Origin of the sequence: Pseudomonas sp. P8_229 (genome assembly GCF_034008635.1) — a bacterium.
GTDB lineage: Bacteria > Pseudomonadota > Gammaproteobacteria > Pseudomonadales > Pseudomonadaceae > Aquipseudomonas.
Map to the genome: position 1 here is coordinate 814,423 of NZ_CP125378.1, position 23,500 is coordinate 837,922.

Annotated in this window: 27 protein-coding genes; 16 read left to right on the plus strand and 11 right to left on the minus strand. The window is 57.5% G+C overall.

Features of this window, described 5'->3' with window-relative positions:
* Positions 1–4: 4 nt before the first annotated feature.
* The 5 genes from QMK55_RS03570 to QMK55_RS03590 are packed head-to-tail and all read left to right on the plus strand — an operon-like array spanning position 5 to position 3,313.
* Positions 5–823 (plus strand): copper resistance protein B, encoded by an 819-nt coding sequence (locus tag QMK55_RS03570; RefSeq protein WP_256588268.1) that lies wholly within the window; start codon positions 5–7, stop codon positions 821–823.
* 31 nt (positions 824–854) lie between these two features.
* On the plus strand, positions 855–1,229 hold the full coding sequence (copC, locus tag QMK55_RS03575) for a copper homeostasis periplasmic binding protein CopC (RefSeq protein WP_102358641.1): 375 nt from the start codon (positions 855–857) through the stop codon (positions 1,227–1,229).
* A 3-nt stretch (positions 1,230–1,232) separates the two neighbouring features.
* Positions 1,233–2,102: a copper homeostasis membrane protein CopD gene (gene copD / locus QMK55_RS03580; protein WP_320328678.1), complete on the plus strand. Its 870-nt coding sequence runs from the start codon at positions 1,233–1,235 to the stop codon at positions 2,100–2,102.
* Positions 2,103–2,160: 58 nt separating this feature from the next.
* Complete coding sequence (locus tag QMK55_RS03585) at positions 2,161–2,946, plus strand: transporter substrate-binding domain-containing protein (RefSeq protein ID WP_320328679.1); 786 nt, start codon at positions 2,161–2,163, stop codon at positions 2,944–2,946.
* Positions 2,921–3,313: a hypothetical protein gene (locus QMK55_RS03590; RefSeq protein WP_320328680.1), complete on the plus strand. Its 393-nt coding sequence runs from the start codon at positions 2,921–2,923 to the stop codon at positions 3,311–3,313. The genes QMK55_RS03585 and QMK55_RS03590 overlap by 26 nt, the downstream gene beginning before the upstream one ends.
* A 326-nt stretch (positions 3,314–3,639) precedes the next feature.
* On the opposite strand, the gene QMK55_RS03595 is transcribed toward QMK55_RS03590, so the two are convergent.
* Positions 3,640–3,855, minus strand: coding sequence for a hypothetical protein (locus QMK55_RS03595; RefSeq protein ID WP_102355840.1), 216 nt, complete (start codon positions 3,853–3,855; stop codon positions 3,640–3,642).
* A 99-nt stretch (positions 3,856–3,954) separates the two neighbouring features.
* On the opposite strand from QMK55_RS03595, the gene QMK55_RS03600 reads away from it, so the two are divergent.
* Complete coding sequence (locus QMK55_RS03600; RefSeq protein WP_102355841.1) at positions 3,955–4,323, plus strand: hypothetical protein; 369 nt, start codon at positions 3,955–3,957, stop codon at positions 4,321–4,323.
* Between the two features lie 50 nt (positions 4,324–4,373).
* Here QMK55_RS03600 and QMK55_RS03605 read toward each other — a convergent pair whose 3' ends face one another.
* On the minus strand, positions 4,374–4,736 hold the full coding sequence (locus QMK55_RS03605) for a DUF6124 family protein (RefSeq protein WP_320328681.1): 363 nt from the start codon (positions 4,734–4,736) through the stop codon (positions 4,374–4,376).
* Positions 4,737–5,177: 441 nt separating this feature from the next.
* Here QMK55_RS03605 and QMK55_RS03610 point away from each other — a divergent pair, with 441 nt between their 5' ends.
* The 3 genes from QMK55_RS03610 to QMK55_RS03620 are packed head-to-tail and all read left to right on the plus strand — an operon-like array spanning position 5,178 to position 6,863.
* Positions 5,178–5,723, plus strand: a complete 546-nt coding sequence (locus tag QMK55_RS03610) for a PAAR domain-containing protein (protein WP_320328682.1) — start codon at positions 5,178–5,180, stop codon at positions 5,721–5,723.
* A 10-nt stretch (positions 5,724–5,733) separates the two neighbouring features.
* Complete coding sequence (locus tag QMK55_RS03615) at positions 5,734–6,516, plus strand: hypothetical protein (RefSeq protein WP_320328683.1); 783 nt, start codon at positions 5,734–5,736, stop codon at positions 6,514–6,516.
* Positions 6,501–6,863 (plus strand): hypothetical protein, encoded by a 363-nt coding sequence (locus QMK55_RS03620; protein ID WP_320328684.1) that lies wholly within the window; start codon positions 6,501–6,503, stop codon positions 6,861–6,863. The genes QMK55_RS03615 and QMK55_RS03620 overlap by 16 nt, the downstream gene beginning before the upstream one ends.
* A gap of 183 nt (positions 6,864–7,046) precedes the next feature.
* Here the strand turns inward: QMK55_RS03620 and QMK55_RS03625 are convergent, their stop codons facing one another.
* Positions 7,047–7,424 carry a DUF6232 family protein gene (locus QMK55_RS03625; protein WP_102355844.1) on the minus strand — a complete coding sequence of 126 codons (378 nt, stop codon included), beginning with the start codon at positions 7,422–7,424 and terminating at the stop codon, positions 7,047–7,049.
* Positions 7,425–7,626: 202 nt separating this feature from the next.
* Here QMK55_RS03625 and dusA point away from each other — a divergent pair, with 202 nt between their 5' ends.
* Together dusA and QMK55_RS03635 are read left to right on the plus strand one after the other, a co-directional pair.
* The gene (dusA, locus tag QMK55_RS03630) at positions 7,627–8,622 is read left to right on the plus strand and encodes a tRNA dihydrouridine(20/20a) synthase DusA (protein WP_320328685.1); all 996 of its coding nucleotides are present in this window, start codon (positions 7,627–7,629) and stop codon (positions 8,620–8,622) included.
* 75 nt (positions 8,623–8,697) lie between these two features.
* On the plus strand, positions 8,698–9,069 hold the full coding sequence (locus tag QMK55_RS03635) for a DUF2388 domain-containing protein (protein WP_102355951.1): 372 nt from the start codon (positions 8,698–8,700) through the stop codon (positions 9,067–9,069).
* Here the strand turns inward: QMK55_RS03635 and QMK55_RS03640 are convergent, their stop codons facing one another.
* Entirely contained in the window at positions 9,070–9,900 is an 831-nt protein-coding gene (locus QMK55_RS03640) for an undecaprenyl-diphosphate phosphatase (RefSeq protein WP_102355937.1), read from the minus strand.
* 505 nt (positions 9,901–10,405) lie between these two features.
* On the opposite strand from QMK55_RS03640, the gene QMK55_RS03645 reads away from it, so the two are divergent.
* The 3 genes from QMK55_RS03645 to QMK55_RS03655 all read left to right on the plus strand — a co-directional run bounded on the left by QMK55_RS03645 (position 10,406) and on the right by QMK55_RS03655 (position 13,865).
* Positions 10,406–11,146 carry a winged helix-turn-helix domain-containing protein gene (locus tag QMK55_RS03645; protein WP_102355938.1) on the plus strand — a complete coding sequence of 247 codons (741 nt, stop codon included), beginning with the start codon at positions 10,406–10,408 and terminating at the stop codon, positions 11,144–11,146.
* Between the two features lie 279 nt (positions 11,147–11,425).
* The gene (locus QMK55_RS03650) at positions 11,426–12,079 is read left to right on the plus strand and encodes a helix-turn-helix domain-containing protein (protein ID WP_102355939.1); all 654 of its coding nucleotides are present in this window, start codon (positions 11,426–11,428) and stop codon (positions 12,077–12,079) included.
* A gap of 391 nt (positions 12,080–12,470) precedes the next feature.
* A complete protein-coding gene (locus QMK55_RS03655; RefSeq protein ID WP_320328686.1) occupies positions 12,471–13,865 on the plus strand; it encodes an undecaprenyl-phosphate glucose phosphotransferase in 1,395 nt (464 codons plus the stop codon).
* A gap of 537 nt (positions 13,866–14,402) precedes the next feature.
* Here QMK55_RS03655 and QMK55_RS03660 read toward each other — a convergent pair.
* The 6 genes from QMK55_RS03660 to galE all read right to left on the minus strand — a co-directional run bounded on the left by QMK55_RS03660 (position 14,403) and on the right by galE (position 20,603).
* The gene (locus QMK55_RS03660; RefSeq protein WP_320328687.1) at positions 14,403–16,481 is read right to left on the minus strand and encodes a YjbH domain-containing protein; all 2,079 of its coding nucleotides are present in this window, start codon (positions 16,479–16,481) and stop codon (positions 14,403–14,405) included.
* A complete protein-coding gene (locus QMK55_RS03665) occupies positions 16,478–17,224 on the minus strand; it encodes a capsule biosynthesis GfcC family protein (protein ID WP_102356384.1) in 747 nt (248 codons plus the stop codon). The genes QMK55_RS03660 and QMK55_RS03665 overlap by 4 nt, the downstream gene beginning before the upstream one ends.
* Positions 17,225–17,235: 11 nt before the next feature.
* A complete protein-coding gene (locus QMK55_RS03670; protein WP_320328688.1) occupies positions 17,236–17,901 on the minus strand; it encodes a YjbF family lipoprotein in 666 nt (221 codons plus the stop codon).
* Positions 17,902–17,910: 9 nt separating this feature from the next.
* Positions 17,911–18,975, minus strand: a complete 1,065-nt coding sequence (locus QMK55_RS03675; RefSeq protein WP_102356324.1) for a polysaccharide biosynthesis/export family protein — start codon at positions 18,973–18,975, stop codon at positions 17,911–17,913.
* 143 nt (positions 18,976–19,118) lie between these two features.
* Positions 19,119–19,355 (minus strand): hypothetical protein, encoded by a 237-nt coding sequence (locus QMK55_RS03680; protein ID WP_102356325.1) that lies wholly within the window; start codon positions 19,353–19,355, stop codon positions 19,119–19,121.
* Positions 19,356–19,586: 231 nt separating this feature from the next.
* A complete protein-coding gene (gene galE / locus QMK55_RS03685) occupies positions 19,587–20,603 on the minus strand; it encodes a UDP-glucose 4-epimerase GalE (protein WP_102356326.1) in 1,017 nt (338 codons plus the stop codon).
* A 389-nt stretch (positions 20,604–20,992) separates the two neighbouring features.
* On the opposite strand from galE, the gene galU reads away from it, so the two are divergent.
* A complete protein-coding gene (gene galU / locus QMK55_RS03690; protein WP_102356327.1) occupies positions 20,993–21,826 on the plus strand; it encodes a UTP--glucose-1-phosphate uridylyltransferase GalU in 834 nt (277 codons plus the stop codon).
* 37 nt (positions 21,827–21,863) lie between these two features.
* Positions 21,864–22,277 carry a mannose-1-phosphate guanylyltransferase gene (locus tag QMK55_RS03695; RefSeq protein ID WP_102356328.1) on the plus strand — a complete coding sequence of 138 codons (414 nt, stop codon included), beginning with the start codon at positions 21,864–21,866 and terminating at the stop codon, positions 22,275–22,277.
* A 28-nt stretch (positions 22,278–22,305) separates the two neighbouring features.
* Here QMK55_RS03695 and QMK55_RS03700 read toward each other — a convergent pair whose 3' ends face one another.
* Positions 22,306–23,436 (minus strand): SGNH/GDSL hydrolase family protein, encoded by a 1,131-nt coding sequence (locus QMK55_RS03700; RefSeq protein WP_102356329.1) that lies wholly within the window; start codon positions 23,434–23,436, stop codon positions 22,306–22,308.
* Positions 23,437–23,500 lie beyond the last annotated feature (64 nt).

Sequence of the window (23,500 nt, forward strand, 5' to 3'; positions counted from 1 at the left end):
CGCCATGGCGGCCAACGACATGCCGGGCATGGATCACAGCCAGATGCCCGGCATGGATCACTCGATGCAAAGCATGGACGACGGCATGATGCAGCCACCCGCGCCGACTGAAAGCCGCACGCCGATCCCGGTGCTGACCGACGCCGACCGCGCCGCCGTGTTCGTCAGTCCCGGCGGCCATCAGGTGCATGACAGTGCAATCAACACGTACTTCCTTGCCGACAAACTCGAATGGCAGGACGCCGATGACGGCAGCACGCTGGCCTGGGATCTGTCTGGCTGGATCGGCGGCGACATCGATCGCCTGTGGCTGCGTTCGGAAGGCGAACGCAGCAACGGCAAGACCGAGGACGCCGAGATCCAGGCCTTGTGGGGCCACGCCATTTCACCGTGGTGGGACGTGGTCAGCGGCGTGCGCCAGGACTTCAAACCCGGCGCGCCGCAAACCTGGGCCGCGTTCGGTTTGCAGGGCATGGCGCTGTACAACTTCGAGGCCGAGGCCACCGCGTTTCTCGGTGAGGGCGGGCAAAGCGCGGTACGGCTGGAGGGCGACTACGACATTCTGTTGACCAACCGGCTGATCCTGCAGCCCACCGCCGAACTCAACGTCTACGGCAAGAACGACCCGCAACGGGGCCTCGGCTCCGGTCTGTCGAACACCGAAGCAGGTCTGCGCCTGCGCTATGAAATCCGCCGTGAATTTGCGCCGTACATCGGCGTGACGTGGAACCGCACCTACGGCAACACCGCCGATTACGCTCGCGAAGAAGGCGAGGATCGCAGCGAAGCGCGCCTCGTGCTTGGCGTGCGGATGTGGTTCTGAATCCCATTAGAAAACAACCCAGAGGTCTTGCATGCGCACGTCGAATATCACCCTTGTACTCGCCAGCGGATTGCTCTTGAGCACCCTCGCCCAGGCCCACCCGAAACTGCTGTCATCGACCCCGGCCGACGGCGCCGACGGCGCAGCACCCGGCAAGATCGAACTGCACTTTTCCGAGAACCTGCTGACCCAGTTCTCTGGCGCCAAACTGGTGATGACCGAGATGCCCGGCATGGCCCATTCGCCGATGCCGATGAAGGCCAGGATCAGCGCCGGCAGCGACCCGAAAACCATGCTCGTCACCCCGCTCGACCCGCTGCCTGTCGGCACCTACAAGGTCGAGTGGCGCGCGGTGTCGTCCGACACGCACCCGATCACCGGCAACGTCATGTTCAAAGTGAAGTGAGCGATGATTGAACTGAGCAACATCATCCTGCGTCTGGCGTTGTATGTGAATTTGCTGCTGTTGTTCGGGATGGCGTTGTTTGCGCTGTACAGCGGTAACGTCGTCCTGCGGTTTGGCCCGATGTTGCGTGGGTTGGCGTTGCTCGGGGCGCTGCTGTCTGTGACTGGATTGTTGCTGATGACCAGCGCCATGAGCGGCGAAACCGAGTTCGCCGCGCTGTGGCCGCACCTGCAGATGATGCTGCTGGAAACGGATGTCGGGGCGGCGTGGGTGGTGCGCCTGGTGGTGCTGATTGTAGTGCTGATCCGGCCGGTTTTCTGGATCGTGTCGATTGCCGGAGCGATCGCCCTCGCCTCTCTCGCGTGGAGCGGACACGGGGCGATGGATGAGGGCCTGCTGCGGGCCTGGCATTTCCTCAGCGACATCCTCCATCTGCTGGCGGCGGGTGCATGGTTGGGGGGCATGCTGGCGCTGGTGTTGCTGGCCCGTGGCCGTGTGGATGAAACGCGGATTCGCCTGTTGGCTGATGCAGTGAAACGCTTCGAATGGGTCGGCGCGGCGATTGTGCTGACGCTGTCGATCACTGGCGTGGTGAATTACCTGTTCATCGTCGGCCCGAAGCTGGATGACATGCTATTCGGCACCTACGGGATGTTGCTGGCAATCAAGGTTCTGCTGTTTGCCGGGATGTTGGTGCTGGCCGCGCTGAACCGCTTTCACCTTGGGCCTGCGCTGGAACGATCAGTACGCGATGAGCAGCACGTCGTCGCGGCGAATGCGCTAAGACGCAGCGTGCTGCTGGAACTGGGCATGGCCCTGCTGATCGTCGCCTTGGTGGCGTGGCTCGGCACGTTGAGCCCGGACGCGGGATGACACCCGCGAAGGCCTTTCACTACACTGGCTCACCGTCCTCTTCAAAAGCCCGATCTCCATGACAATTCTAAAAAGCACCCAGATCCTTTGCGGTGCGCTGACATTGGCCACCGCCGTTCAGGCCCAGGAAACGCCTTCGCACCTCGACAGCATCCAGCAACAAGGCCAACTGCGCGTCTGCACCACCGGCGACTACAAGCCCTACACCTTCAAGCGCAGCGACGGCGACTTCGAAGGTATCGACATCGCCATGGCGCGCTCGCTGGCCGCCAGCCTCGGGGTCAAAGTGGAATGGGTGCAGACCACCTGGAAAACCCTGACGCCAGACATGCAGGCCGGCAAGTGCGACATCGGCATGGGCGGCATCTCGGTCACCCTGGAGCGGCAGAAAAAAGCCTACTTCAGCAACACCCTCGACAGCGACGGCAAGATCCCGCTGGTGCGCTGCGCCGATCAAACCAAGTACCAGACCCTCGAGCAGATCAACCAGCCCAACGTGCGCCTGGTCGAACCCGCGGGCGGCACCAACGAAGCCTTCGTCCACGCCCTGCTGCCCAAGGCGCAACTGGCCCTGCACGACAACGTGACGATCTTCCAGCAGTTGCTCGACAACAAGGCCGACGTGATGATCACCGACGCCTCGGAAGCGCTGTACCAGCAGAAACTCAAACCCGGTTTGTGCGCGGTGAATCCGCACCAGTACATGCAGTACGGCGAGAAGGCTTACCTGCTGCCGCGCGATGACATCAGCTGGAAGTTGTACGTCGATCAGTGGCTGCACCTGAGCAAAGTCACCGGCACTTATCAGAAGATCATTGGTGAATGGTTGGCTGTGCCGCAGTAAGCGGTTTCAGCGCTTCACTGGCCTGGCTGTCCGGCGCGGCGGTCAGGACGATAGCGCCCGTTCTGAAGCCGACACCCGTTACTTCAGCGAACTGGCGATCGAGAAGGCGTTGGAGCCGAAGGAGTTGATTCTGATTGAAGGCGCGAGCCACATCGACCTGTACGACAAGGAAAGGAATAGTTTGTCGGGCCGGCGGTGGAGAAAATGGTGGGGAGCTTCAAGCACTACCTGTAACGCGGCAGGCACAAAAAAAAGGCGCCCGAGATGGGCCAACGCCGATCAGTTAAGCGAACTCAATGCTCAAAGCAACGAAGATCAATTGTGGGAGCGGGCTTGCTCGCGAAGACATCGGCCCAACAAACATTGATGTTGACTGCCCACCGCTTTCGCGAGCAAGCCCGCTCCCACAGGGGATCTGCGCTTAACTGATCGGCATTACCCGATATGGGCGCCTTTTCTATTGTCTGAACACTGAACCGGTGGAGCCTGAGGAAACAGGTGAACCTGTGGAACTAATTGCACCTGTAGAGCCAATACACCAATGGAGCGAATTACACCTGTGGCGAGGGGATTTATCCCCGATGGACTGCGTAGCAGTCCTCTGTTTTAAAAGCGGAGTCCGCGACCCATCGGGGCGGTGCGACGTTTCGCCAAATCCCCTCATCACAAGTTCAGTATCAGCCTCGATTTCCATCAATCGTCATGCAACATCCCGGAACTGTACTGATTCAAGCTGCTGCCAATACTGTTGCCACCAAACTTGAGCGTCGTCGCATTACTGCGACCCTCCGGCGATTGGCAATCCGAGGAAAAACAACTGGTGGTGGTCAAGCCACCGGAGCCCGAACAGGCACTCAATACCGAGACAGCTGCAGCGATCAACAGCACTTTGACGACATTGGTGCGCATGGTACGGCTCCCCTTGGGATGATCTTGTGCAAGCATCGTAGGCCTTCACCGCGTGTGGCAAGATGAAACTTTGCGGATCGACAGCACGGGTTCAGGTTCATGGGACACTCACCAACTCCCAGCGAGTTGTACAAAATCAGGGCCGCCCTGTCCGACATCTTTGTCGACACTGGGGTGGACTACCCCTACATCGCTGAGCAAATCAAAGGCTACGAGCCGGAACTGCTCAAAAACATCCTCTACTCGGAAGTCGCCGTCGTCTGCGCCGACAACCTGGAATGCGTACTTCCCCCGATCTGGACAGGCTTCGAACCCGACTGGTTGAACCGGGAAATCGAGCAAATGCTGCTCGCCAACAGGAACAGCAGGTTTCGCCGGCAACTTCATAATCTACATACCGCCTGGCTGCGCTTCAGCTATCGGGACGTCTGGAAAGAACTGTCAGCCCACCTCAAACAATCGAGCTGATACAGCCCTCCGTGGCACCGGCCTGACCGCTCGCCACAGAGGCACGCGCCCTACGCCTTCAACTCAACGTTATCCAACGCCTGATTCACCGCCAACTCCCCCAACATCACCACCTGCGCAATGCCCAGCAGCGTCTTGCGGTGCGAGATATCCAGCAACGCGGCGAAATCGTTGAGCATGGTGGTGGCGGAACCCAGCGACTCACTGGCGTTGGCGAGCAGGGATTCAGTGTCGTAGGCCGGGTTGGCGAGGAACATCGGTTTGGCGGTGTTGACGCTGGCCATGATCTGGCTGGTTGGAGTGAGGTAGTGATCGAGAGCGCGTTCGGCGGCTTCGTGGAGTTTGCGGGAATCGAGGGATTCGTAGGGGGATGCGGGGTCGGTTTCTGGTGGGTTTGGGGTTGGTTTGATCATGGATGAAACTCCTAACACTTTTAGTGAAGGCTTCACTCTTTCGCTACCAAACGAAGGGTGGCGGCCATGAACAGGTTGGTAGACCGGGTGTTAGGAGCCGGCGCGCCCGAAGACGCCCTGTACATGACCACCATAGACCCCGATCGAAAGTACGATCGGTGATGGTGACGCTGTACATCTAACACTCGGGCTACCAAACCCGATCACTGGTTTTCAGTGACCCGAGAACGATAGAACCCACGGTCTAGACGCACAAGCCGGCGGATTCTGTCTTAGGTGTAGGGGGAGGCGCAAGGTGGTGTAGGGCCGAATCCGTGCTGACCACCACACTTTAAACAGACTGAATCTCAACCGTTTAAATTGAAGGCGCTGTACCAAGGCACGGGTCCAAGCAAGTCTGATAAAGTCGGCACCGGTTCATTCGTTGACAGGGAGTCAACCATGGCAAAGCCAGCCGCACGCATCACCGATCCCATCAGTTGCCCAATGCCCGGGCACGGCCCCAAAGCCATCGCCTCCGGTTCCCCCGACGTATTCTTCGACGGACTTGCAGCCGCCCGAAAAGGCGACGCCTGCACCTGTGGCAGCGCATTGGCATCAGCGGTTTCAGGGACAGTTTTCATAAACGGCAAAAACGCCGCGCTTGTCGATACGGTCGGCACTCATGGTGACATCATCATTGGCGGATCAGGTACGGTGATCATTGGTGATTCGCATACCCCTGCTCCCTTCATTCCACCTACCCCGATGGTCGTTCACGGCGACTGGATCGGGTTCAAAATTCCGGCTAACGAAAACTATGAAGGACTTTCCTGCGTCGCTCATTTTGAAGACGGCTCTAAAATGGAAGGCGTGTTTGACGCAAATAACACGGTGAAATTTTCAAATCCCACGGGCAAGGCCTGTACTGCGATTGATTACGGAACTGACGAGATCCAAAGCGGCCCGTCGATTCTGGAAACTATTCTCGGCAAAATTCAGAGATAAGGAGTATCTCATGACAGAACCAATGCTCATTACTGGTAGCTATGTCTTGAAGAGAGAGCACGATCTTCATAGCTCACCTTTAGAAATGGCAATCGCTGGAATGGAAGGCGCAGCAGCACGTTTTGCGACTGATGCTATTAAAGACGCTAATACTCGTCTGAAATATCAAGCCAAGATCAAGGAAATGTCTCGCCTGGTTGAGGCTGAGGTCATGGCAGGAAAGGTTTCAGCCAAAGACGGCGTTGCTTACTGCCAAGAAATGCGAAACAACATTATGAACGAGCACCGCAAGTTTACGTCTGCTCAGGGCGTCGCCGTTGCGGAATACATCAAGCTCAACGGCCCAACACTACAGACCACTTTAGACAAATACGCTCACACGCTATTCAAGAAAAAGTTTGACCTTTTGACCGATGCAGAAAAGTCTAAAGTCCATTATCTGATTCTGAAAAAGTCCGGCGTAGACAATGCCAAGGTTACTCGTGGCACGAAGATGATGAAAGTCACCGGTAAGGTCGCATGGATTGTAACCGCTGCCTTCGCTGCCTCTGAGATCTACAAAGCAGACAACAAGCCAAAAGAAGCCGGACGCCAAGGGATTATCCTGGGTGGAGGCGCCGCCGGTGGTGCGTTAGCCGGATTGAGTATTTCGATGCTGTGCGGACCCGCCGCCCCGGTCTGTGCAATCGCAGTTGTGGTTGCGGGAGGCGTCGCAGGCGGTATTCTTGGCGACGTAGTGGCGGATAGTCTGGATGAAGAACTGGAGGAGTTTTTGACATGGAACGTTCAATGACGGATGAGGAACTCGCTTACGTCTATTGGGCGCTATCTGACGCTTTTGTTGATACAGAAGTTGATTACGAAGCTATTGCGCGCCAAACCGAAAACTATGACCCTGAGGAGATCAGGCGAATTCTCTATCACGAGATAGCGCCTGTCTGTCATACGAATCTTGAGACGGTGATTCCAATGATATGGTCAGCATTCAATTTAGAAAATTTGAAAGCGGACATAGAGAGCATGCTAAGCATGCGAAAAAATAGTTACTTTCGCCGCCAAAAAGACAAACTATTAATACGTTGGCTAGAATTCAGGTACAGCTATATCTGGAAAGAGATTAAAAAACACTACAAGAGTTAACCACCTTGAACAAAAGACCATATCGAAATAGCAGGCTTAGGATTACTGATGAAGCTGTGTTTGAAACGAAAAATTGGCGTATGTATTTACTACCAAGCATCCCAACGACTAACAAAGGACTAACAAAGGGGACGGATTTATTTACCGCCGAAACCTCAGCCTCTAAATAAATCCGTCACTTTTTCATCCCCGATGAATGATTGAGTCATTTATCGCGCCGACGACTCTGGAAATCCAGGACAGATCCACATCTTGCAGCGCCTGTTGCTCTCCAGAGGACGTAGTAAGCACAATTGTGTAGATCGTCTTCTGCATAAAGAACCAAGCAAGACCTGCAAAAAACAAGACGACGGAAACCGTATTGATACCTTTGTTATATCCGATAATCACCCCAACGATCATCAGCAGTACGGGCCAAGTACGGTTAGGATTTATTTGAGAGGTTTTCACAGCCGTGACTCCACTCATCGCAAACGTCTTTTGCCCCGGAAGGATGAACCGGCTGTTGGTAACCTTTACTTCACGTTCGTCAAAAAAGACCTTTTCTTGCTGAGCGTCCATTGCTTTTCCTTTCACAAGCTTGTGGTTTTGTTGCTCTAGAAAATAGATGTTCGGCCATCAAATCGCCACCCCTAGCTAGTCGATTGATCGAAAAAAGCACTCTTAAATGCGACGAGTACCATGGAAGAGCATCTGCAAGCCCACCACCCTCAATCCTGATAAACTCCCCCACCTCCCAGCCCCACCCAATCCAGAACCGCCAATGTCCCCTATCTCCGCCACACCCGCCCCACTCTCCCGCCGCTTCTCCGTCGCCCCGATGATGGACTGGACCGACCGCCACTGCCGTTTCTTCCTACGCCTCCTGTCGAAGAACGCCCTGCTCTACACCGAAATGGTCACCACTGGCGCGCTGCTCAATGGCGATCACGAACGTTTCCTCCGCCACAACGAAGCCGAGCATCCGCTGGCGCTGCAGTTGGGCGGCAGTGTGCCGCTCGATCTGGCCGCGTGCGCGCGCATGGCCCAGGAGCACGGCTACGACGAGGTGAACCTCAACGTCGGCTGCCCAAGCGATCGTGTGCAAAACAACATGATCGGCGCCTGCCTGATGGGGCATCCGCAGTTGGTGGCGGATTGTGTGAAGGCGATGCGTGATGCGGTGTCGATTCCGGTGACGGTGAAGCATCGGATCGGGATCAATGGGCGGGACAGTTACGCCGAGTTGTGTGATTTCGTCGGTACGGTGCGGGATGCCGGGTGTACCAGTTTTACCGTGCATGCGCGGATTGCGATTCTGGAGGGGTTGTCGCCGAAGGAGAATCGCGACATTCCGCCGTTGCGGTATGACGTGGCGGCGCAGTTGAAGGCGGACTTTCCGGAGCTGGAGATTGTGCTGAACGGCGGGATCAAGACGATGGAGGCCTGCCATGAGCATTTGCAGACCTTTGACGGTGTGATGCTCGGGCGTGAGGCTTATCACAATCCGTATTTGCTGGCGGAGGTGGATCAGCAGTTGTTCGGCAGCACCGCGCCGGTGATCAGCCGTGCAGAGGCGCTGGCGCAGTTGCGGCCTTATATCGCCGAGCATTTGCAGGCGGGCGGCGCGATGCATCACATCACGCGGCATGTGCTGGGCTTGGGCACCGGGTTCCCGGGGGCGCGTAAATTCCGCCAGTTGTTGTCGGTGGATATTCACAAGGCCAAGGATCCGCTGGCGTTGCTGGATCAGGCGGCTGAGTTGCTTGAAGGCCGTTGATTGATGGTTTGAATGTGCGGGCAACGCATGAGCATTGCCCGGCTTTTTGTTGTGCTGACAGGATGTCTTTGGTTTATGCCCGCGTTTAATTTCACTGGTTTCAAACGCTACACCCTCCTTTCCTTGCTCAGCGTCACTTCCAATGTTTACGCACACTGCGACGGCTTCTGCATGGGGCGTACCGACACGCCTTGGGAGGTCACGCAGTTCTCCGGTTTTACGTTTGTCTCTTTATTGCTCACGCCGTTTTCTGCCAGCCAGGAAACCACTGAGAGCCACAAACGCGTTTACTCTGCCGAAGAGTTGGAGGATGCCCGCCTCTACCTCGCCAGCGACGGCATGCTGCAAGCCGCGTATTTCACCTCAGCCTTGCAGCGCTACCGTCAGGAGTCGCCCGACTCGGCATTGAGCGACCTCGCCGTTGCGACATTGATCAGCAGTCAGTGATCACGCCGCCGCTTCGGTCCAGCTCACCCAGCCAAACACCCACGTCGCCAGGATCAACAAGCCAAACGCGATCCGATACCAGGCGAACGCGGCGTAGCTGTGGTTGGCGATGAATTTGAGCAGGCCGCGCACGGCGATCATGGCAAAGATGAAGGCGATGACGAAACCCAGGGCAAACACTGGCAGGTCGCTGGCCTGGAACAGGTCGCGGTACTTGTAGCCTGAGTACACTGCGGCGCCGACCATGGTCGGCATGGCGAGGAAGAACGAGAACTCTGTGGCGGCTTTCCGGGACAAGCCGAACAATAAACCGCCGATGATGGTCGAGCCGGAGCGCGAAGTGCCGGGAATCATCGCCAGGCATTGTACGAAGCCAATCTTCAACGCATCGGACCAGCGCATGTCGTCGACATGCTCGACGCTCACCACGTGGCTACGCTGTTCGACCCACAACATCACAATGCCGCCCATGACTAACGCGACTGCCACGGTGATCGGGTTAAACAGGTATTGATGGATTTTGTCGGCAAACAACACGCCGAGCGCCACCGCCGGAAGAAAGGCGATCAACAGGTTGAGGGTGAAACGTTGCGCATTGCGCTGAGTGGGCAGGCCTTTGACGATTTCAAAAATCTTCGGTCGAAACTCCCAGACCACGGCCAGAATCGCACCCAGCTGGATAATGATGTTGAACGCCATGGCGCGTTCACCGCCGAAGTCCAGCAGGTCGGCGACGATGATCTGGTGGCCGGTACTGGAGATCGGCAAGAACTCGGTCAGGCCTTCTACCGCGCCTAAAATCAACACCTGGATAAAGGTCCAGAAATCCATTAATCCTCCGTCAGAGCGCTCTTGATGAGCGACCGGTCAACTGCATTCAGGAATTGAGTATCTGAAGTTAAACAATCGGTATAACGACACCCATTGCCTGATCAGGCGACGGAGAATATGTCTTATCAAAAGACACACTCAAGCCATGTTAATAAACGTCCGCCTACGAACCACTGTGAAAATATTTAAGCATTTAGTAGCAAAAAGTTCGACCAACCAATAAAGTGTGATCAAGCTCACACTATTCCATGAGCGCATGCAGTGGCAATTGGACATGAACAAAGCTTTGGTCGCAGATTCAAAATAGTGGCACAATTTCACATTGCCACTATGTGACGACTAGTTCACAGCCCCGAGAAAATCAACTAAAAGCTTGAAATGCTTAATTATTGTTAGAAAACTCGGGAGCCACGTCTAAAAATCGCGTGAATGTTACCAATTGTCAGTCACAGATGAGAACCGGTGCTTTAACATCCCGATGTCAGCACCTAATTCGAGTCAATGCATGATGCTCTCAGGGAACTTGGCGACTAGAAGTCCGCGCCCGACAAACGATGATCCCGGTGTACTCACTCTGGGCCGTACCCGTGGCGTGGCCGAACATTTTAGAGCGCTGGTCGCACAGCACGTACGCACTGATATGGCACTTGAGGCCGGTTCATACACTAGTTCATATAAGCACAATGAACTTTCTGGTTCGTATCGCGCCATCTTCATCATTATCGACAGTCCGCAAGCGCTGGAAGACAATCTTGCGCTGATCGAGAACCTGCGCACCGACAACTTGAAGCCGATCATCTGCGCGGTCATCACCGGTCGTGGCGCCTTCAACAAGATCAAGTACTTTCTTGCCGGCGCCGACTTCTGTATCAAACTCAATACTCTTTCCGACGAAGGCGCGGAGTTGCTCGGTGAGTTCTTCAACAGCGAAGAGTGGCAGCGGGATATAAATCTGACGCTCGACCCGACGCGTATCTGCCTGCTGGGAACCCGCCAGAAACTCGACATCTCGTTTGCCGAGATGAAGATCCTGGAAGCTTTTGCGCAGACCAGCAATCACATTCTCAGCCATGATGAAATCGCCAGCATCATGGGGCTCAATACCAATTTCTACGACCCGAGAGCACTGGAAAAATCGATCAGCCGCTTGCGTGGAAAAATCAAGGACATGTATGGTACGAACGCGATTCAGAGCATCCGCGGCTACGGCTATCGCCTGATGCGGGGTCTGATATCGACTGCCTGACTCACGGGCAGCCATCCTCTTTGCATACTTACGAAGGATCGTCATATGCAACCATACAGCTCTAGCTCCACTTCAAATCTACTAATAATCAAGCAATTGAATGAGCGCGGCCACACCGAACCATAACAATAAACTTAACAACATAGCAGCAGAACGAGTGGAACTTATCGAGGGCCATTTTGGGCCCAGACCCTGCCTGTCGATTACTTCCAAGGAAGTCATTGCTCGCCTGCCGATTTATCTTTTCGCCCATTTTGGTGCACATTTTAGGAGAGAGACATGGAAACTAGTACAACCCTCCCGAGAAAATATTTTGTCGTCGTGACTCACAGTACAACGTCGCAGCGTGAACTTGAGAGCATTCTGTCCAGCGAGCGCTTCAATTCGTTTGGTACGTCTCAGGCACAAATGTTTATTGAAGGTGCTACTTCGCCCTCTTCCGCCCCCATGCTGATGGAGTTCTCTTACCCAAGTGGCACCCGGAAAAACGTCGCCCGCACGATTGAACACGACACCCAGCGCATACTGGCCACCCTCGAATCGGAATGGCTGGCCGCACAATCGGCCAATCGGTTTCACAGCGTCCCGACGATGAGCGGGGAAACCGACAATCGAGTGGCAGCCATTGAAGACAGTGCTCCCTGCAGCGAAACCTGGCACCTGGATCAAGGCGCACTGGTCAAGGAAGGCGTCGAGATCAGCCTTACCGGGCTGGAAACCGCGCTGGTCAGAAAGATGCTCCATCACGAAGAACGCGTGGTCAGTCGAGATGACCTGATCCTCAGCATCGGCCGCGAGCCGGAGCAGTATCGTGGCCTTGAGATGTGCCTGAGTCGCCTGCAGGACAAGTTCAAAAGCGCCAGTAATGGTGAGCGATTGTTTCGTGCCGTAAGAAACCGCGGTTATTGCCTCATCCAGGAAATCGTTGCGTAAACACCGCCGATATCCGCGGACAAAACAAACAGAAAACAGTGCGATTACAAGAACAACAAGAGCACTCTGTTTGATTTCACCTCCCCTGGTAAATGTAAGCTCCCTGCCTCCACCCCTCCTACAGTAACAAACACAACATCATTTATTCACCTCTTCCTCCACGACCTTTTCTAACAGCCTTGTATTTGACTATTAAAAAGTTGGCATTGTGCCATCTTGTTAGAACTCGTCAGACACCCTCTCCGGCAATAATTTAGTCTATTGATTGACGACAGTTCGGCCTATCGACGTTGTTACCTCAGGACACTCGTCCAATAACAACAACAAGCCTACTTAGCAACTCGGACTTCAACTGTCGAAACCTGAATGGACGTATTTCTGGGGATATTTCATGGAACTTTCTCTACGGATCAATCGAAATAACGGCCTCAAGGGACTTACCTTCTGGGGCCAATGGGCGCTGGCGCAGAGTTTCATTGTTGCGCTGCTGTTCATACTGGCGGAACAGCACACGGGAACCGTCGAGTTCTATTACCGCATGTGCGCGACACTGGCGGTACTGGCCTCGGTTCCGGCGTATACGTTCAGCGGTGTGTATCGTAAACAGGACAATTACCTGACCGGTCTGGGGCGGCTGTTCATGGGCTGGTCGATGACCATGGTCGCACTGGCCTGCATCGCGTTCGTGTGCAAGGCCGATGAGGTGTTCTCCCGTGAAGTGACGCTGAGCTGGGCGGTGTACGGCTTCCTCGGCCAGGCGTTGCTGTATGCGCCACTGCATGCCTTTTCCAAGTACTACCAGCGTTCCCGCACCAGCGCTCAGAAAACCCTGATCGTCGGTACGGGTGAGTTGGCACTGGGCTTGGCGAAGAAGATCAGTCAAGTGGAAAACCTGCCGTTGGTAGGTTTGGTCAGCAATGGCGCGACGGCGGATCTGGATTCGGATGCACCGCGTGTGGTCGGCGATCAGGAAGATCTCCTGCAACTGATCAAGGACCATGACATCCGCCGCTTGTACATCACCCTGCCGTTGGCGGAGGCCGCGAAAATCGAGGCGATGTACGTCGACTTGCTGGGTGCCAACGTTGACGTGGTCTGGGTCCCGGACTTGAACAGTCTGACTCTGCTCAATCACTCGGTGAAGGTGGTGGACGGTCTGCCGGCGATCTGCCTCAACGAAAGCCCGCTGACCAGCCGCCCTACCGCTGCGCTGAGCAAAAGCCTGGTGGAAAAAGGCGTAGCGTTGCTGGCGATCATCCTGCTGAGCCCGCTGCTGCTGCTGATTGCGCTGGCGGTGAAGATCAGCTCGCCTGGCCCGGTGTTTTTCAAGCAGGATCGCCACGGCTGGAACGGCAAGGTGATTCAGGTCTGGAAGTACCGTTCGATGCGCGTACACGATGATCGTGAAGTGATTCAGGCCAGCCGCAATGACTCGCGCATTACTGCGGTCGGGCGTTTCATCCGCCGCACGTCGCTGGACGAACTGCCGCAGTTGTTCAACGTGCTGCAGGGGCAGATGGCCCTGGTCGGCCCACGTCCGCACGCGGTGGCGCACAACAACTACTACTCGGGGAAAATCCTTGCGTACATGGCCCGTCACCGAATCAAGCCGGGCATCACCGGGCTGGCGCAAATCAGCGGCTGCCGTGGCGAGACCGACACCATCGACAAGATGCAACGGCGCGTCGAGATGGACCTGCATTACATCAACAACTGGTCGCTGTGGCTGGACTTGAAGATCCTGGTGAAGACGCCGTTTACGTTGTTGTCGAAGGATATTTATTGATGGGCTGACGGTAGACCAGACAATGCCACAAGGGGACGAAAGTCCCCTTTTTTGTGGGCGGGATTTGGTGAACGGTCGACGGCGCGCCACAAGACCATTGTAGGAGTGAGCCTGCTCGCGATAGCGGTGGGTCAGGCGACATGGTTGTTGAATGAGCTGACGCCTTCGCGAGCAAGCCCGCTCCCACAGGGGATTGGAGGCTGGATCGGCATGGGTGGCTTGCCGCAGGACCATTGTAGGAATGAGCCTGCTCGCGATAGCGGTGGGTCAGGCGACATGGTTGTTGAATGGTCCGACGCCTTCGCGAGCAAGCCCGCTCCCACAGGGGATTGGAGGCTGGATCGGCATGGGTGGCTTGCCGCAGGACCATTGTAGGAGTGAGCCTGCTCGCGATAGCGGTGGGTCAGGCGACATGGTTGTTGAATGAGCTGACGCCTTCGCGAGCAAGCCCGCTCCCACAGGGGATTGGAGGCTGGATCGGCATGGGTGGCTTGCCGCAGGCCCCTGTGTGGGAGCGAGCCTGCAGGCCCCGAGGGTTTACTCGGTAATCTTCGAGAAGTTGCGGTAGAACATGTCGCCCTCGCGGCTATCAGTCATCGAGTGCAGCTGGAAGCTGCGATTGAGCCTTGCGCCGCCGTCACGGGTCAGTGGGGCCCAGACGAGGTTGGCGCGGCGCATGGTCGACATGCTCATCATTTCGTCGAACGGGATCGACAGGTAGATACCCTTGTCGAAACTACCCTCCCCGTACTCCGCACTGCCGGCGGTGGTGATCGTGGCCCAGGCGCCGAAGCGTACGCCGTTGAAAAACTCGCGAGAGATGTCGAGCGTGCCGCCCCAGTCGCCTGCCAGATATCGCCCGACGCTGACCGCGGCCAACGTGTCGTACGGCAGGTCGGTGTAACCGGTGATGTGGCCGGTCCAGACCGAGTAGTCGCGCAGGCCGAAACCCTGGTCGAATTCGCGCTGGCGCACATAGTTCAGGTCCGCCCCCACCGACCAGCGCTCACCGGTCGGACGGAACAGCACCTCGCCGCCGACACCGGCAAACATCGATTCCAGATACCCGCCGTAGACCATGCCATACAGGTCCTTGTCCAACTGCTCGGCATGGCTGACCTGGAACAACGGCATGGTCACTTCCGAGGTGGTCAGGTACTGACGCAAATCGGTGCGCACCCGCGGCAGGCCGCTTGGCGCATCGTAGGTGAACTTGTCGAAGTTGTTCGCCAGGTTGGCACTGAGCAGCCCGCTCCACCAGGTGTTGCGGTTGAAGCGGTACTCGGCGTCCGCGTCGGCACTCAACTGATAGAGCAAGCCATCAGGGCCGCCAACGTTTTGCTTGAAGCCCAGGCCGACGCCATAACTGAAATGCTGCGGCGCTTCGGTGTAGAGAGTTTGCTCGTTGTGCGGCATCGCCGGATTGATCTCGGTGGTGCGGTGCAACGACTCCAGCGGTTCCTCGTTGTTGATCACTTCGCGGAAGGTTTGGCGTGGCACGCTGGTCTCCTCCAGCGGCAGGTCGTAGCGCTTGTTGACCACGGTGAACCAGTTGATGTCGTCGTTCACACTGTTGTCGAGAATCCGGCTCGCACGGCCAACCGCCTTGGACGAATGGAAGTAGCGCTGCTGCTCGCCGTACACGATCAATTCGGAATCGCGCTGGCTGATGCGCTCGACCTTGTACCCGGCATTTTGCTGCAGGCGTTGCGACACATCGGCCCAGTTGACCTGATCGAGCGGCGTGGTCGGCGCCTTCGCCGGCAACGGTTCGGGCGTTGGGTCGTAAGTCTTGGCCGGGGCCTTGCGGCTAACGAAATTGGTGTGAAAAGTCACGCCGAACATCGCCGTGTTGCCCCGCTCCCACGCCGCGCTGACGTCGACCGAATCAGTGACTTTGAACACTGCGCCGAGGTTGATCGGCGAGTCCTGCACGATCACGTTGTCCTTCGGTTCGTGCTTGTAGTCGTTGCCTTCGTATTCGAGTTTCAGGCTGAGCCGATCCCACGGCGTCTGATAGCTCACGCCCCCGAAGAACGAAGGCTTGCCGCGAAAGTACGAACCGGCATTGACATCACCGGTGCCTTCCATCGCCGGTCGGGTCTTGAAGCGATCATCGAGGTAGCCCAGCGGGTTGTCGATGTCACCGCGATTACCGAGATAACCCCAGGCAATGCCGGCGCTGAAATCGAAATTATCAAAGCGCTTGTTGGCGACGAAATATTCGCTGGCGAACAAGCCGGTACCGCCGATGTCCCGGAAGCCCAAAGCGACATCGGGCGCCCAGTGGGTTTCCTGCCAGAGCCGGACTTTGGCGTCGACCGCCTTGTCCTTATAGCTCTGGCTACCGCTCATCGACTCCGGCCCGTACGGGCGGTTAGTGATGGCGGTGTAGCGGAATGAACCTTCGAGCCAGTCCAGCGGCTGTAGCGACACGCTGTAGCGGCTGTAAGGCTCGGTGCGGTTGGCATTGACGCTCAGTTCACCGGCCTGGGCCATGCGCGCGGTCGGCGTCTGCAACAGACCCGTGCCACCGAAATCATTTTGAGTAATGCGCGGCTCGGCATGCACCAGGCCGCACGGCAATAACAACACAGCTGCAACACGTAACTTCAACGAACCACCTCAGCCAGCTGCGTGGCAATCAATTCGGCCAACTGCTGATTCAGTTCAGGAACAGGCGGATCAAGATCATCATTTTTCACCGGCACCAGAATCTTGCTGCCGGCTACGGGGAAGTGCCCGCTCTCGCGATTCCAGTGCGCAATGCCCACACGCCGCACCGCACCATTGGGCTGGATCAGCCACAGATAATCGGCCTCGGCATCGCCCAGCGGTGTGCAGCTTTCCAGGTACTCGCGCGCTTCCAGCAGCGGCTGATAAGGCACGTGACAGGTGTCGGCGACCGCGCCCAGCACTTGCACTTCGTCGACGCGTTTCGGGTAGATCAGGCGATCGCCATCGTCGAGACGAATGTTGCGTGCAAAACCGACTTCCACGGCGACCGGGTCGAGATCCGCGACCTGGCGTCCGGTGACCGGCATCTGCTGCACCTGCTCGGCCAGACGCAACGCCAGCGCTGCGCGGCTCGGTCGATCGAACAGCGAGGCCATGCGCTGCAGCACATCCAGATCAAACAGCACTCCGGCCTTGAGCCGGGCTTGTTCTTCCAGCAACGACTGGCGCAGCAACGCCCCCGCCAGCCAGTAACCTTCGGCATTCGGTTGCGCCACGCTGATCACGTCGAGCAAGCGCCCGCCCGGCGGCAACTCGACCGGCCCCGGATTCGTGACATCGCCGCTGACAGTGACCGCTGCCTGACTGACGCCGCTGGTCAACAGCAGGCACGCCGATAACATCCGCCAGCGCTTCACGGCAGATGCCTGCGATCAGGGGTCAGCTGCACGATGCGCACGCGCAGTTGCGAGGTCAGTTGTTGCTCGCTCTGCACAATGAAACCGTCCACCGGATCGACCCAATAATGGTTGGTCGCCCGCAGGCCGATGGCCGGGACGTCGATCTGCTCATCGACACGCAGCACGGTGTATTCCTTGTCGAGAATGTCCAGGGTTTGCGTGGACCGGCGCACGAAGCGGCTGTTGACGATCAAGCCCACTTCCTGGCCCTTGTAGAGGTCGATCCAGCGCCGGCTGGTGAAGCCATCGGCGACGCGGTGCAGGCCTTGCTTGAATGGTGCGTCGTCGGCCAGCCGCGTACCGTCCAGATCGCCCTCCACGCCCAGGCCGATGGTGCGCACGGCGAGGCCGTCACGCAGCAACAACACCTGCTTGCCGGAGGCGACCCAGAACTGCAGATCTTCACGCTCGCGCATCAGCGCCAGCACCCCGGAGCCGGAGGGCGTGGTCAGTTTGATTTGCGGGTACTTGACCTCGGCCACCTGGGCCGCGGTCACGTCCAGATCATCCGGGCCGAGCAACGCTGACTTGAGGTTGCGCACCGAAGCGGTCATCAACGGGTTACAGCCACACAGCAACAAGGCCGCCGTCAGGCAGACGCCAACTTTCAAGGTTTTCACAGTCAGGCCTTATTTGGCGTTGTTGTTGCTGAATTCGCTCCAGTTCTTCGCAGCGGAAGCGCCGGTGCCGACAATCGATGCCGATGGCACCAACTGGCTGATCAGGCGGTTCCAGCGTGTCACGTTGGCAGGCCCGACATACACCACGTCCTGGGGACGTACCTGGAAGTGCGAAGCGAGCGCCATGGCCGTTGGCGATTCGGCTTCCAGCTGATAGATCTTCGCCGGCTCGACATCGAGGTTTTCCACCCCGCGAATGACGTACACCGCGTTGCCGTTGGAGGTGGTCTGACTCAGGCCGCCGACCGAACCGAGTACATCGGACAGGTTCATCGTCGCAGTCTTGAAGCTCAGCGCACGGGGCTGATTGACTTCGCCCATGACGTAAATGCGTTTGTTGTCGTTGTACGGCAGATACAACTGATCACCGCCCTTGAGGTAGACGTTCTGCAACTCGGAATCATGCTGATTGAGCGCGTCGAGATTGAGCGGATACACCCGACCATTGCGGGTCAGCAGCAGGCCGGACAAATCGGCATTGTTGGTGTCGATGCCGGCAGAGCCGAGGGCCTCGACCACGCTCAACGGGTTGGTCGAAATCGGCTGCGGACCGGCCTTGGCCACAGCGCCCGAGACCACCACTTTCTGACTGGCGAAACGCAGCACCGCAACATCCACTTGCGGCTCGGCGATGAACGCCGACAGTCGTGTTTCGATGTCCGCGCGCAGTTGCTGGATGGTTTTGCCGGCCGCCTGCACTTCCTTGATGAACGGGTAGTACAGCGTGCCATCGGAGCGCACCAGACGACCGTTGGCGTCGATCTGCTGTTGTGCCCCCGATGGCGCGGTCAGCTCCGGGTGATCCCACACCGTGATGTACAGCACGTCGTTGCTGCCGATGTGGTATTCGGCAGGCGTTGCCAGCAGTTCCGCCGGCACCGACTCACGCTTTTGCGTGGCGCGCGTCATCGAGATCAGCTTGGGCGTGATCGGGATCAGCTCGACCCGACTGCTTTCGCTGGCGCCCTGGCGCGTGATGTCACTGGTGCTCAGGTACTGACCGGGGGAAAACATGCAACCTTGCAAAGCGAAACTTGCCAACATCAAGAGAGAAAAACTACGAGTCATAATGGCACTACGCTATTCAAGGCAAATCTAAAAATAAAGTCACCCGACTGGCGTCGGGCGACCCTGTACTGCACTAACAAATGTTCCTGTTAGTTGTGCGTGCCGGTGGTGCCGGTAGTACCGGTGGTGCCAGTGGTACCGCCGTTGGCACTTCCGCCGCTGTTGGACGCTGCGACTGCACTGGCAACCATTGCCGTACTGGCAGCAGGCGCTGTAGAAGCCGCGACACTGCCAGATACATTGGTTACCGCAGTAAGCGGCGCTTCAGCGGCGGACGCCCAGTTGGTCAACATCGTCAACAGGGCAATCGCCATCACTTTTTTCATATCAACTCCTTTCTAACAGTCGGCCTGTTAAAAACCGGCCTGTGTTAGAGGTGGTAGCGTTCAAGTCCGCGAAAAGCGCGAACAAGATCCGTCGTTCTTTCACAGTCTTACGCAACTGATAAAAGTCGAACGGCAGGTTTATATCTACGGACTTGCAAAAGGCATTTCCAGCGTATTTTCCCGACGATATCTAACAGCTGACCGAAACTAACGTTCAGTATTAGAACGACATCATTCGAGATAACCGCGCGGATGGTTCGATTGCCAGCGCCAGGTATCGGTGACCATGTCCTGCAAATTGCGCGTGGCTTTCCAGCCGAGCTCTTTGGCCGCTTTCGAGGCGTCGGCCCAGCTCTCGGCAATATCCCCGCTGCGACGCGGCATGACCCGGTATGGCACCGGTCTCCCGCTGGCCTGTTCGAAGGCATGCAGCACTTGCATCACGCTGTAACCGTCGCCGGTCCCGAGGTTCCAGGTGTGAATGCCCGGGCGTCCGGCAATCGACTGCAACGCCTTCAGGTGGCCGTCGGCGAGGTCGACGACATGGATGTAATCGCGCACGCCGGTGCCGTCGATCGTCGGGTAATCGTCGCCGAAGATCGACAACTCCTGCAGGCTGCCGACCGCCACCTGGCTGATATAAGGCAGCAGGTTGTTGGGAATGCCGCTGGGGTCTTCGCCCATGTGCCCGCTGTGGTGGGCGCCGATCGGGTTGAAGTAGCGCAGCAAGGCGATACTCCAGCGCGGCTCGGCCTGACTCAGGTCGCGCAGCACGTTCTCGACGATCAGCTTGGATTGGCCGTAAGGGTTGGTTGGGGTGCCGGTGGGGAAATCCTCGCGGATCGGCATCTGCTCGGGCTCGCCATACACCGTGGCCGACGAGCTGAACACCAGGCGGAATACCCCTGCCGCGGCCATCGCCTGGCACAGCGTAACGCTGCCACCGACGTTGTTCTCGTAGTACTCCAGCGGCTTGCGCACGCTCTCGCCGACGGCCTTGAGCCCGGCGAAATGCAGGACGGCGTCGATGGGGTGTTCGCGAAAAATCCGGTCCAGCAACGCCCGGTCGCAGACATCGCCGCGAATCATCAACGCACTTTTGCCGCAAATACCTTCCACCGCGTGCAGTGCCGCATCGCTGCTGTTGCAAAGATTATCCAGTACAACAACTTCATAACCTGCTTCAAGCAGCGCAAGTGTGGTGTGCGAGCCGATATAGCCGGCACCACCCGTTACCAGAATCTTCATAGCGCGGTCCGTCATTGAATAAGTGACAAGTAGCGTGTCAAGTCCCTTTTATTGATTCTGTGGCGCACCGCACAATCAGGGACGACAACAACCTCAAACAAAATCAGTTCAACCACTGGCAATAAGTATTTTTGCAGGTCAAACTGTATTGCCCGGTACTTATTAGCACCCCAAGTACACTCGTCACTATCAACAGATACCGACTAAAAATAACTAACAAGACTGTCACCGACATCTCATAACATTGTCATGTTTTACCGCGCCTGCTAATTGCCATTAACTACCCGACTCAGGTATTAAAGCAGTCTTTCAATATTCATTGAAACTTGCACACCTTCGTTAGTGCGCGCACCCGTTGGCTGTGCTCCATGACTGTTCAGGATACTTTTATGATTCGTAAATGTTTGTTCCCCGCCGCCGGTTACGGCACGCGTTTCTTGCCGGCCACCAAAGCCATGCCCAAAGAAATGCTGCCGATCGTCAACAAGCCGTTGATCGAATACGCCGTCGAAGAAGCACGGGACGCCGGCCTGCAACACATGGCCATCGTCACCGGTCGGGGCAAGCGTGCGCTGGAAGACCACTTCGACATCAGCTACGAACTCGAACACCAGATCCGTGGTACCGAGAAAGAGAAATTTCTCGCCGGCACCCGCGAGCTGATCGACACCTGCACCTTCTCCTACACCCGTCAGGTGGAAATGAAGGGTCTGGGCCACGCGATTCTCAGCGGCCGTCCGCTGATCGGCGACGAACCCTTCGCCGTGGTGCTGGCCGATGACCTGTGCCTGAACCTGGAAGGTGACGGCGTGCTCACGCAGATGATCCAGCTGTACAAGAAATTCCGCTGCTCGATCGTCGCCATCCAGGAAGTCCCGGCCGACCAGACCCACAAGTACGGAGTCATCGCCGGCGAGCTGATTTCCGACGGCATCTACCGGGTCAACCACATGGTGGAAAAACCGGCGCCGCAAGACGCCCCATCGAACCTGGCAATTATCGGGCGCTACATCCTGACCCCGGACATCTTCGACCTGATCGCCGACACTGAACCTGGCAAGGGTGGGGAGATCCAGATCACCGACGCACTGATGAAACAGGCGCAAAACGGTTGCGTGCTGGCCTACAAGTTCAAGGGCCTGCGCTTCGACTGCGGCGACGCCGAGGGTTACTTGCAGGCGACCAATTTCTGCTACGACAACGTGTACCTCAAGGGCCGCTGAGACGGTTCCCCGCCCACTTCTCTTTCAGGAGACCAGCATGAACATGGCACAACATTCAGCGGACATTGAGCGGGAGGTGGGCAACCTCGGGGTGGTGAACTGGCTGTCACGCCATCAGCCGTTGCCCAGCGCCAACGAGTCCTGGCTGGGGAGCATTCTGCTGGTGGAGCGTATCGGCATGTTCCCCGCGTCCGGCGACATTCGGCGGACGCTGGCGGATCCCTATCCCCTGCTCGCTCACCTGAAAAAAAGCTATGCCGAGCAGGCGCTGGAAATGGACGACCGTGACGGCCTGAAAGTGATCTTCAGCGACTGGCGCTTCCGCGTGCGCCTGTGCTGCAACGAACCGGCGATCATCATCAATGTCGAGACTCGTTGTGCCACGCAACTGATGCCGCAGAAGCTCGCGGAGTTGCTGAGTCAAGTCGACGCTTTTCAGCAGGACACCTGATCGACCTCACGCAGAGCGTGGGGAACGATCATCGTGGCGACACGTCGCAACGATCCTTGGTGCCGGTGATCCAGCCATAGAAATAATCGGCAATCACCTTCCCGCCCGTGGCCGGCTGCGGATGAATCTTGTCCGGGCCGATCATCGCGGCGGCATACCGTTTGACGTCAGGCCCAAAGGCGCATTGCAGATTGGCGAAACCCAGATGCTGCTCATGCGCCCACGGCTGCAAGACCTGTGCGTACGCTGACATCGGATAGGCGCTGGAGCGCGTGGTGTCCTGACGCATGATCAGGTTGATGCTCGCCGCCGGTTGAATCTCGCGGATCATCGCCACCAGACCCTGAACGTTCTGCAGATACTGTTCGGGTTTGACGCCGAAGCCCTGGTCGTTGCCGCCGAGCATGATCAGGTAAATGTCGGCGGGGATCGTCGACACGGCGGCTTTCCACTGCGCCTGCCATTGCGGATCCTGGTGATAGAAGTCCGCCGATGCCGCGCCCGATGCCGCCAGTTTTGATACGCGCACGCCGTTTTGATCGTTGCTCATCCACAGGCCAAACAACGTCGGCGCGCCCTTCACGACTTCCAGTTTGAACGACCAGTCTGCCGCTGACGAGAGACCTGCAAGCGGCACTTGCTGAACGCCCGAGCCTTCAAGTTTCAGCGGTTTCCAGTCTTCCGAGGGCGTCCAGCGGTAGCGCAGCTCTGCGGACTCGCCGTTGCCCAGGTAGAGCAATTTCGCTTGGGTGACGACGGTGTTGATCGTCGGTGTCGGACGGGCGTCGATCTGAAGCCAGGCACCGGGTTTGCCGGTGACCGTGCGGCTGTCGGGGCTGGCCTGACCGAGGCCGGACACCTGCCAGCCACCGCCGAAGTACTTCTCACTGCTGCGGGTGTATTTGAAATGCGTGCCGCCCAGCGCCGCGCCATGGTTGAAGCCGACATGACCGGGACCGGCAAAACCGACCTCCCCAGCCACGCGCTGCACCAGTTTGTTCAGGTAGAAATCCTGCCCGGCGCTGTAGCTGTCGCCGATCACCGAGACCGACAGAACCCTCCCGGCCTTGCCTTCGCGCCACTGTGCAAAACGTTCGCGGGCATCGCCCACCTCAACCACCGACGCCGCAACGGGTTGAGCGTCATCCACTGCCAACATGTTTTATTTCCTTCAATCTGGAATCAGAGGACTGGATTTGTGGCAATCACCCGATCCTTGTGGG

Excerpts from the sequence above, each read along its gene's own strand:
- QMK55_RS03570 (WP_256588268.1), top strand. The coding sequence starts at position 5 with ATGGCGGCCAACGACATGCCGGGCATGGATCACAGCCAGATGCCCGGC.
- copC (WP_102358641.1), top strand. The coding sequence starts at position 855 with ATGCGCACGTCGAATATCACCCTTGTACTCGCCAGCGGATTGCTCTTG.
- copD (WP_320328678.1), top strand. The coding sequence starts at position 1,233 with ATGATTGAACTGAGCAACATCATCCTGCGTCTGGCGTTGTATGTGAAT.
- QMK55_RS03585 (WP_320328679.1), top strand. The coding sequence starts at position 2,161 with ATGACAATTCTAAAAAGCACCCAGATCCTTTGCGGTGCGCTGACATTG.
- QMK55_RS03595 (WP_102355840.1), bottom strand. The coding sequence starts at position 3,855 with ATGCGCACCAATGTCGTCAAAGTGCTGTTGATCGCTGCAGCTGTCTCG.
- QMK55_RS03600 (WP_102355841.1), top strand. The coding sequence starts at position 3,955 with ATGGGACACTCACCAACTCCCAGCGAGTTGTACAAAATCAGGGCCGCC.
- QMK55_RS03605 (WP_320328681.1), bottom strand. The coding sequence starts at position 4,736 with ATGATCAAACCAACCCCAAACCCACCAGAAACCGACCCCGCATCCCCC.
- QMK55_RS03610 (WP_320328682.1), top strand. The coding sequence starts at position 5,178 with ATGGCAAAGCCAGCCGCACGCATCACCGATCCCATCAGTTGCCCAATG.
- QMK55_RS03615 (WP_320328683.1), top strand. The coding sequence starts at position 5,734 with ATGACAGAACCAATGCTCATTACTGGTAGCTATGTCTTGAAGAGAGAG.
- QMK55_RS03620 (WP_320328684.1), top strand. The coding sequence starts at position 6,501 with ATGGAACGTTCAATGACGGATGAGGAACTCGCTTACGTCTATTGGGCG.
- QMK55_RS03625 (WP_102355844.1), bottom strand. The coding sequence starts at position 7,424 with ATGGACGCTCAGCAAGAAAAGGTCTTTTTTGACGAACGTGAAGTAAAG.
- dusA (WP_320328685.1), top strand. The coding sequence starts at position 7,627 with ATGTCCCCTATCTCCGCCACACCCGCCCCACTCTCCCGCCGCTTCTCC.
- QMK55_RS03635 (WP_102355951.1), top strand. The coding sequence starts at position 8,698 with ATGCCCGCGTTTAATTTCACTGGTTTCAAACGCTACACCCTCCTTTCC.
- QMK55_RS03640 (WP_102355937.1), bottom strand. The coding sequence starts at position 9,900 with ATGGATTTCTGGACCTTTATCCAGGTGTTGATTTTAGGCGCGGTAGAA.
- QMK55_RS03645 (WP_102355938.1), top strand. The coding sequence starts at position 10,406 with ATGATGCTCTCAGGGAACTTGGCGACTAGAAGTCCGCGCCCGACAAAC.
- QMK55_RS03650 (WP_102355939.1), top strand. The coding sequence starts at position 11,426 with ATGGAAACTAGTACAACCCTCCCGAGAAAATATTTTGTCGTCGTGACT.
- QMK55_RS03655 (WP_320328686.1), top strand. The coding sequence starts at position 12,471 with ATGGAACTTTCTCTACGGATCAATCGAAATAACGGCCTCAAGGGACTT.
- QMK55_RS03665 (WP_102356384.1), bottom strand. The coding sequence starts at position 17,224 with ATGTTATCGGCGTGCCTGCTGTTGACCAGCGGCGTCAGTCAGGCAGCG.
- QMK55_RS03675 (WP_102356324.1), bottom strand. The coding sequence starts at position 18,975 with ATGTTTTCCCCCGGTCAGTACCTGAGCACCAGTGACATCACGCGCCAG.
- QMK55_RS03680 (WP_102356325.1), bottom strand. The coding sequence starts at position 19,355 with ATGAAAAAAGTGATGGCGATTGCCCTGTTGACGATGTTGACCAACTGG.
- galE (WP_102356326.1), bottom strand. The coding sequence starts at position 20,603 with ATGAAGATTCTGGTAACGGGTGGTGCCGGCTATATCGGCTCGCACACC.
- galU (WP_102356327.1), top strand. The coding sequence starts at position 20,993 with ATGATTCGTAAATGTTTGTTCCCCGCCGCCGGTTACGGCACGCGTTTC.
- QMK55_RS03695 (WP_102356328.1), top strand. The coding sequence starts at position 21,864 with ATGAACATGGCACAACATTCAGCGGACATTGAGCGGGAGGTGGGCAAC.
- QMK55_RS03700 (WP_102356329.1), bottom strand. The coding sequence starts at position 23,436 with ATGTTGGCAGTGGATGACGCTCAACCCGTTGCGGCGTCGGTGGTTGAG.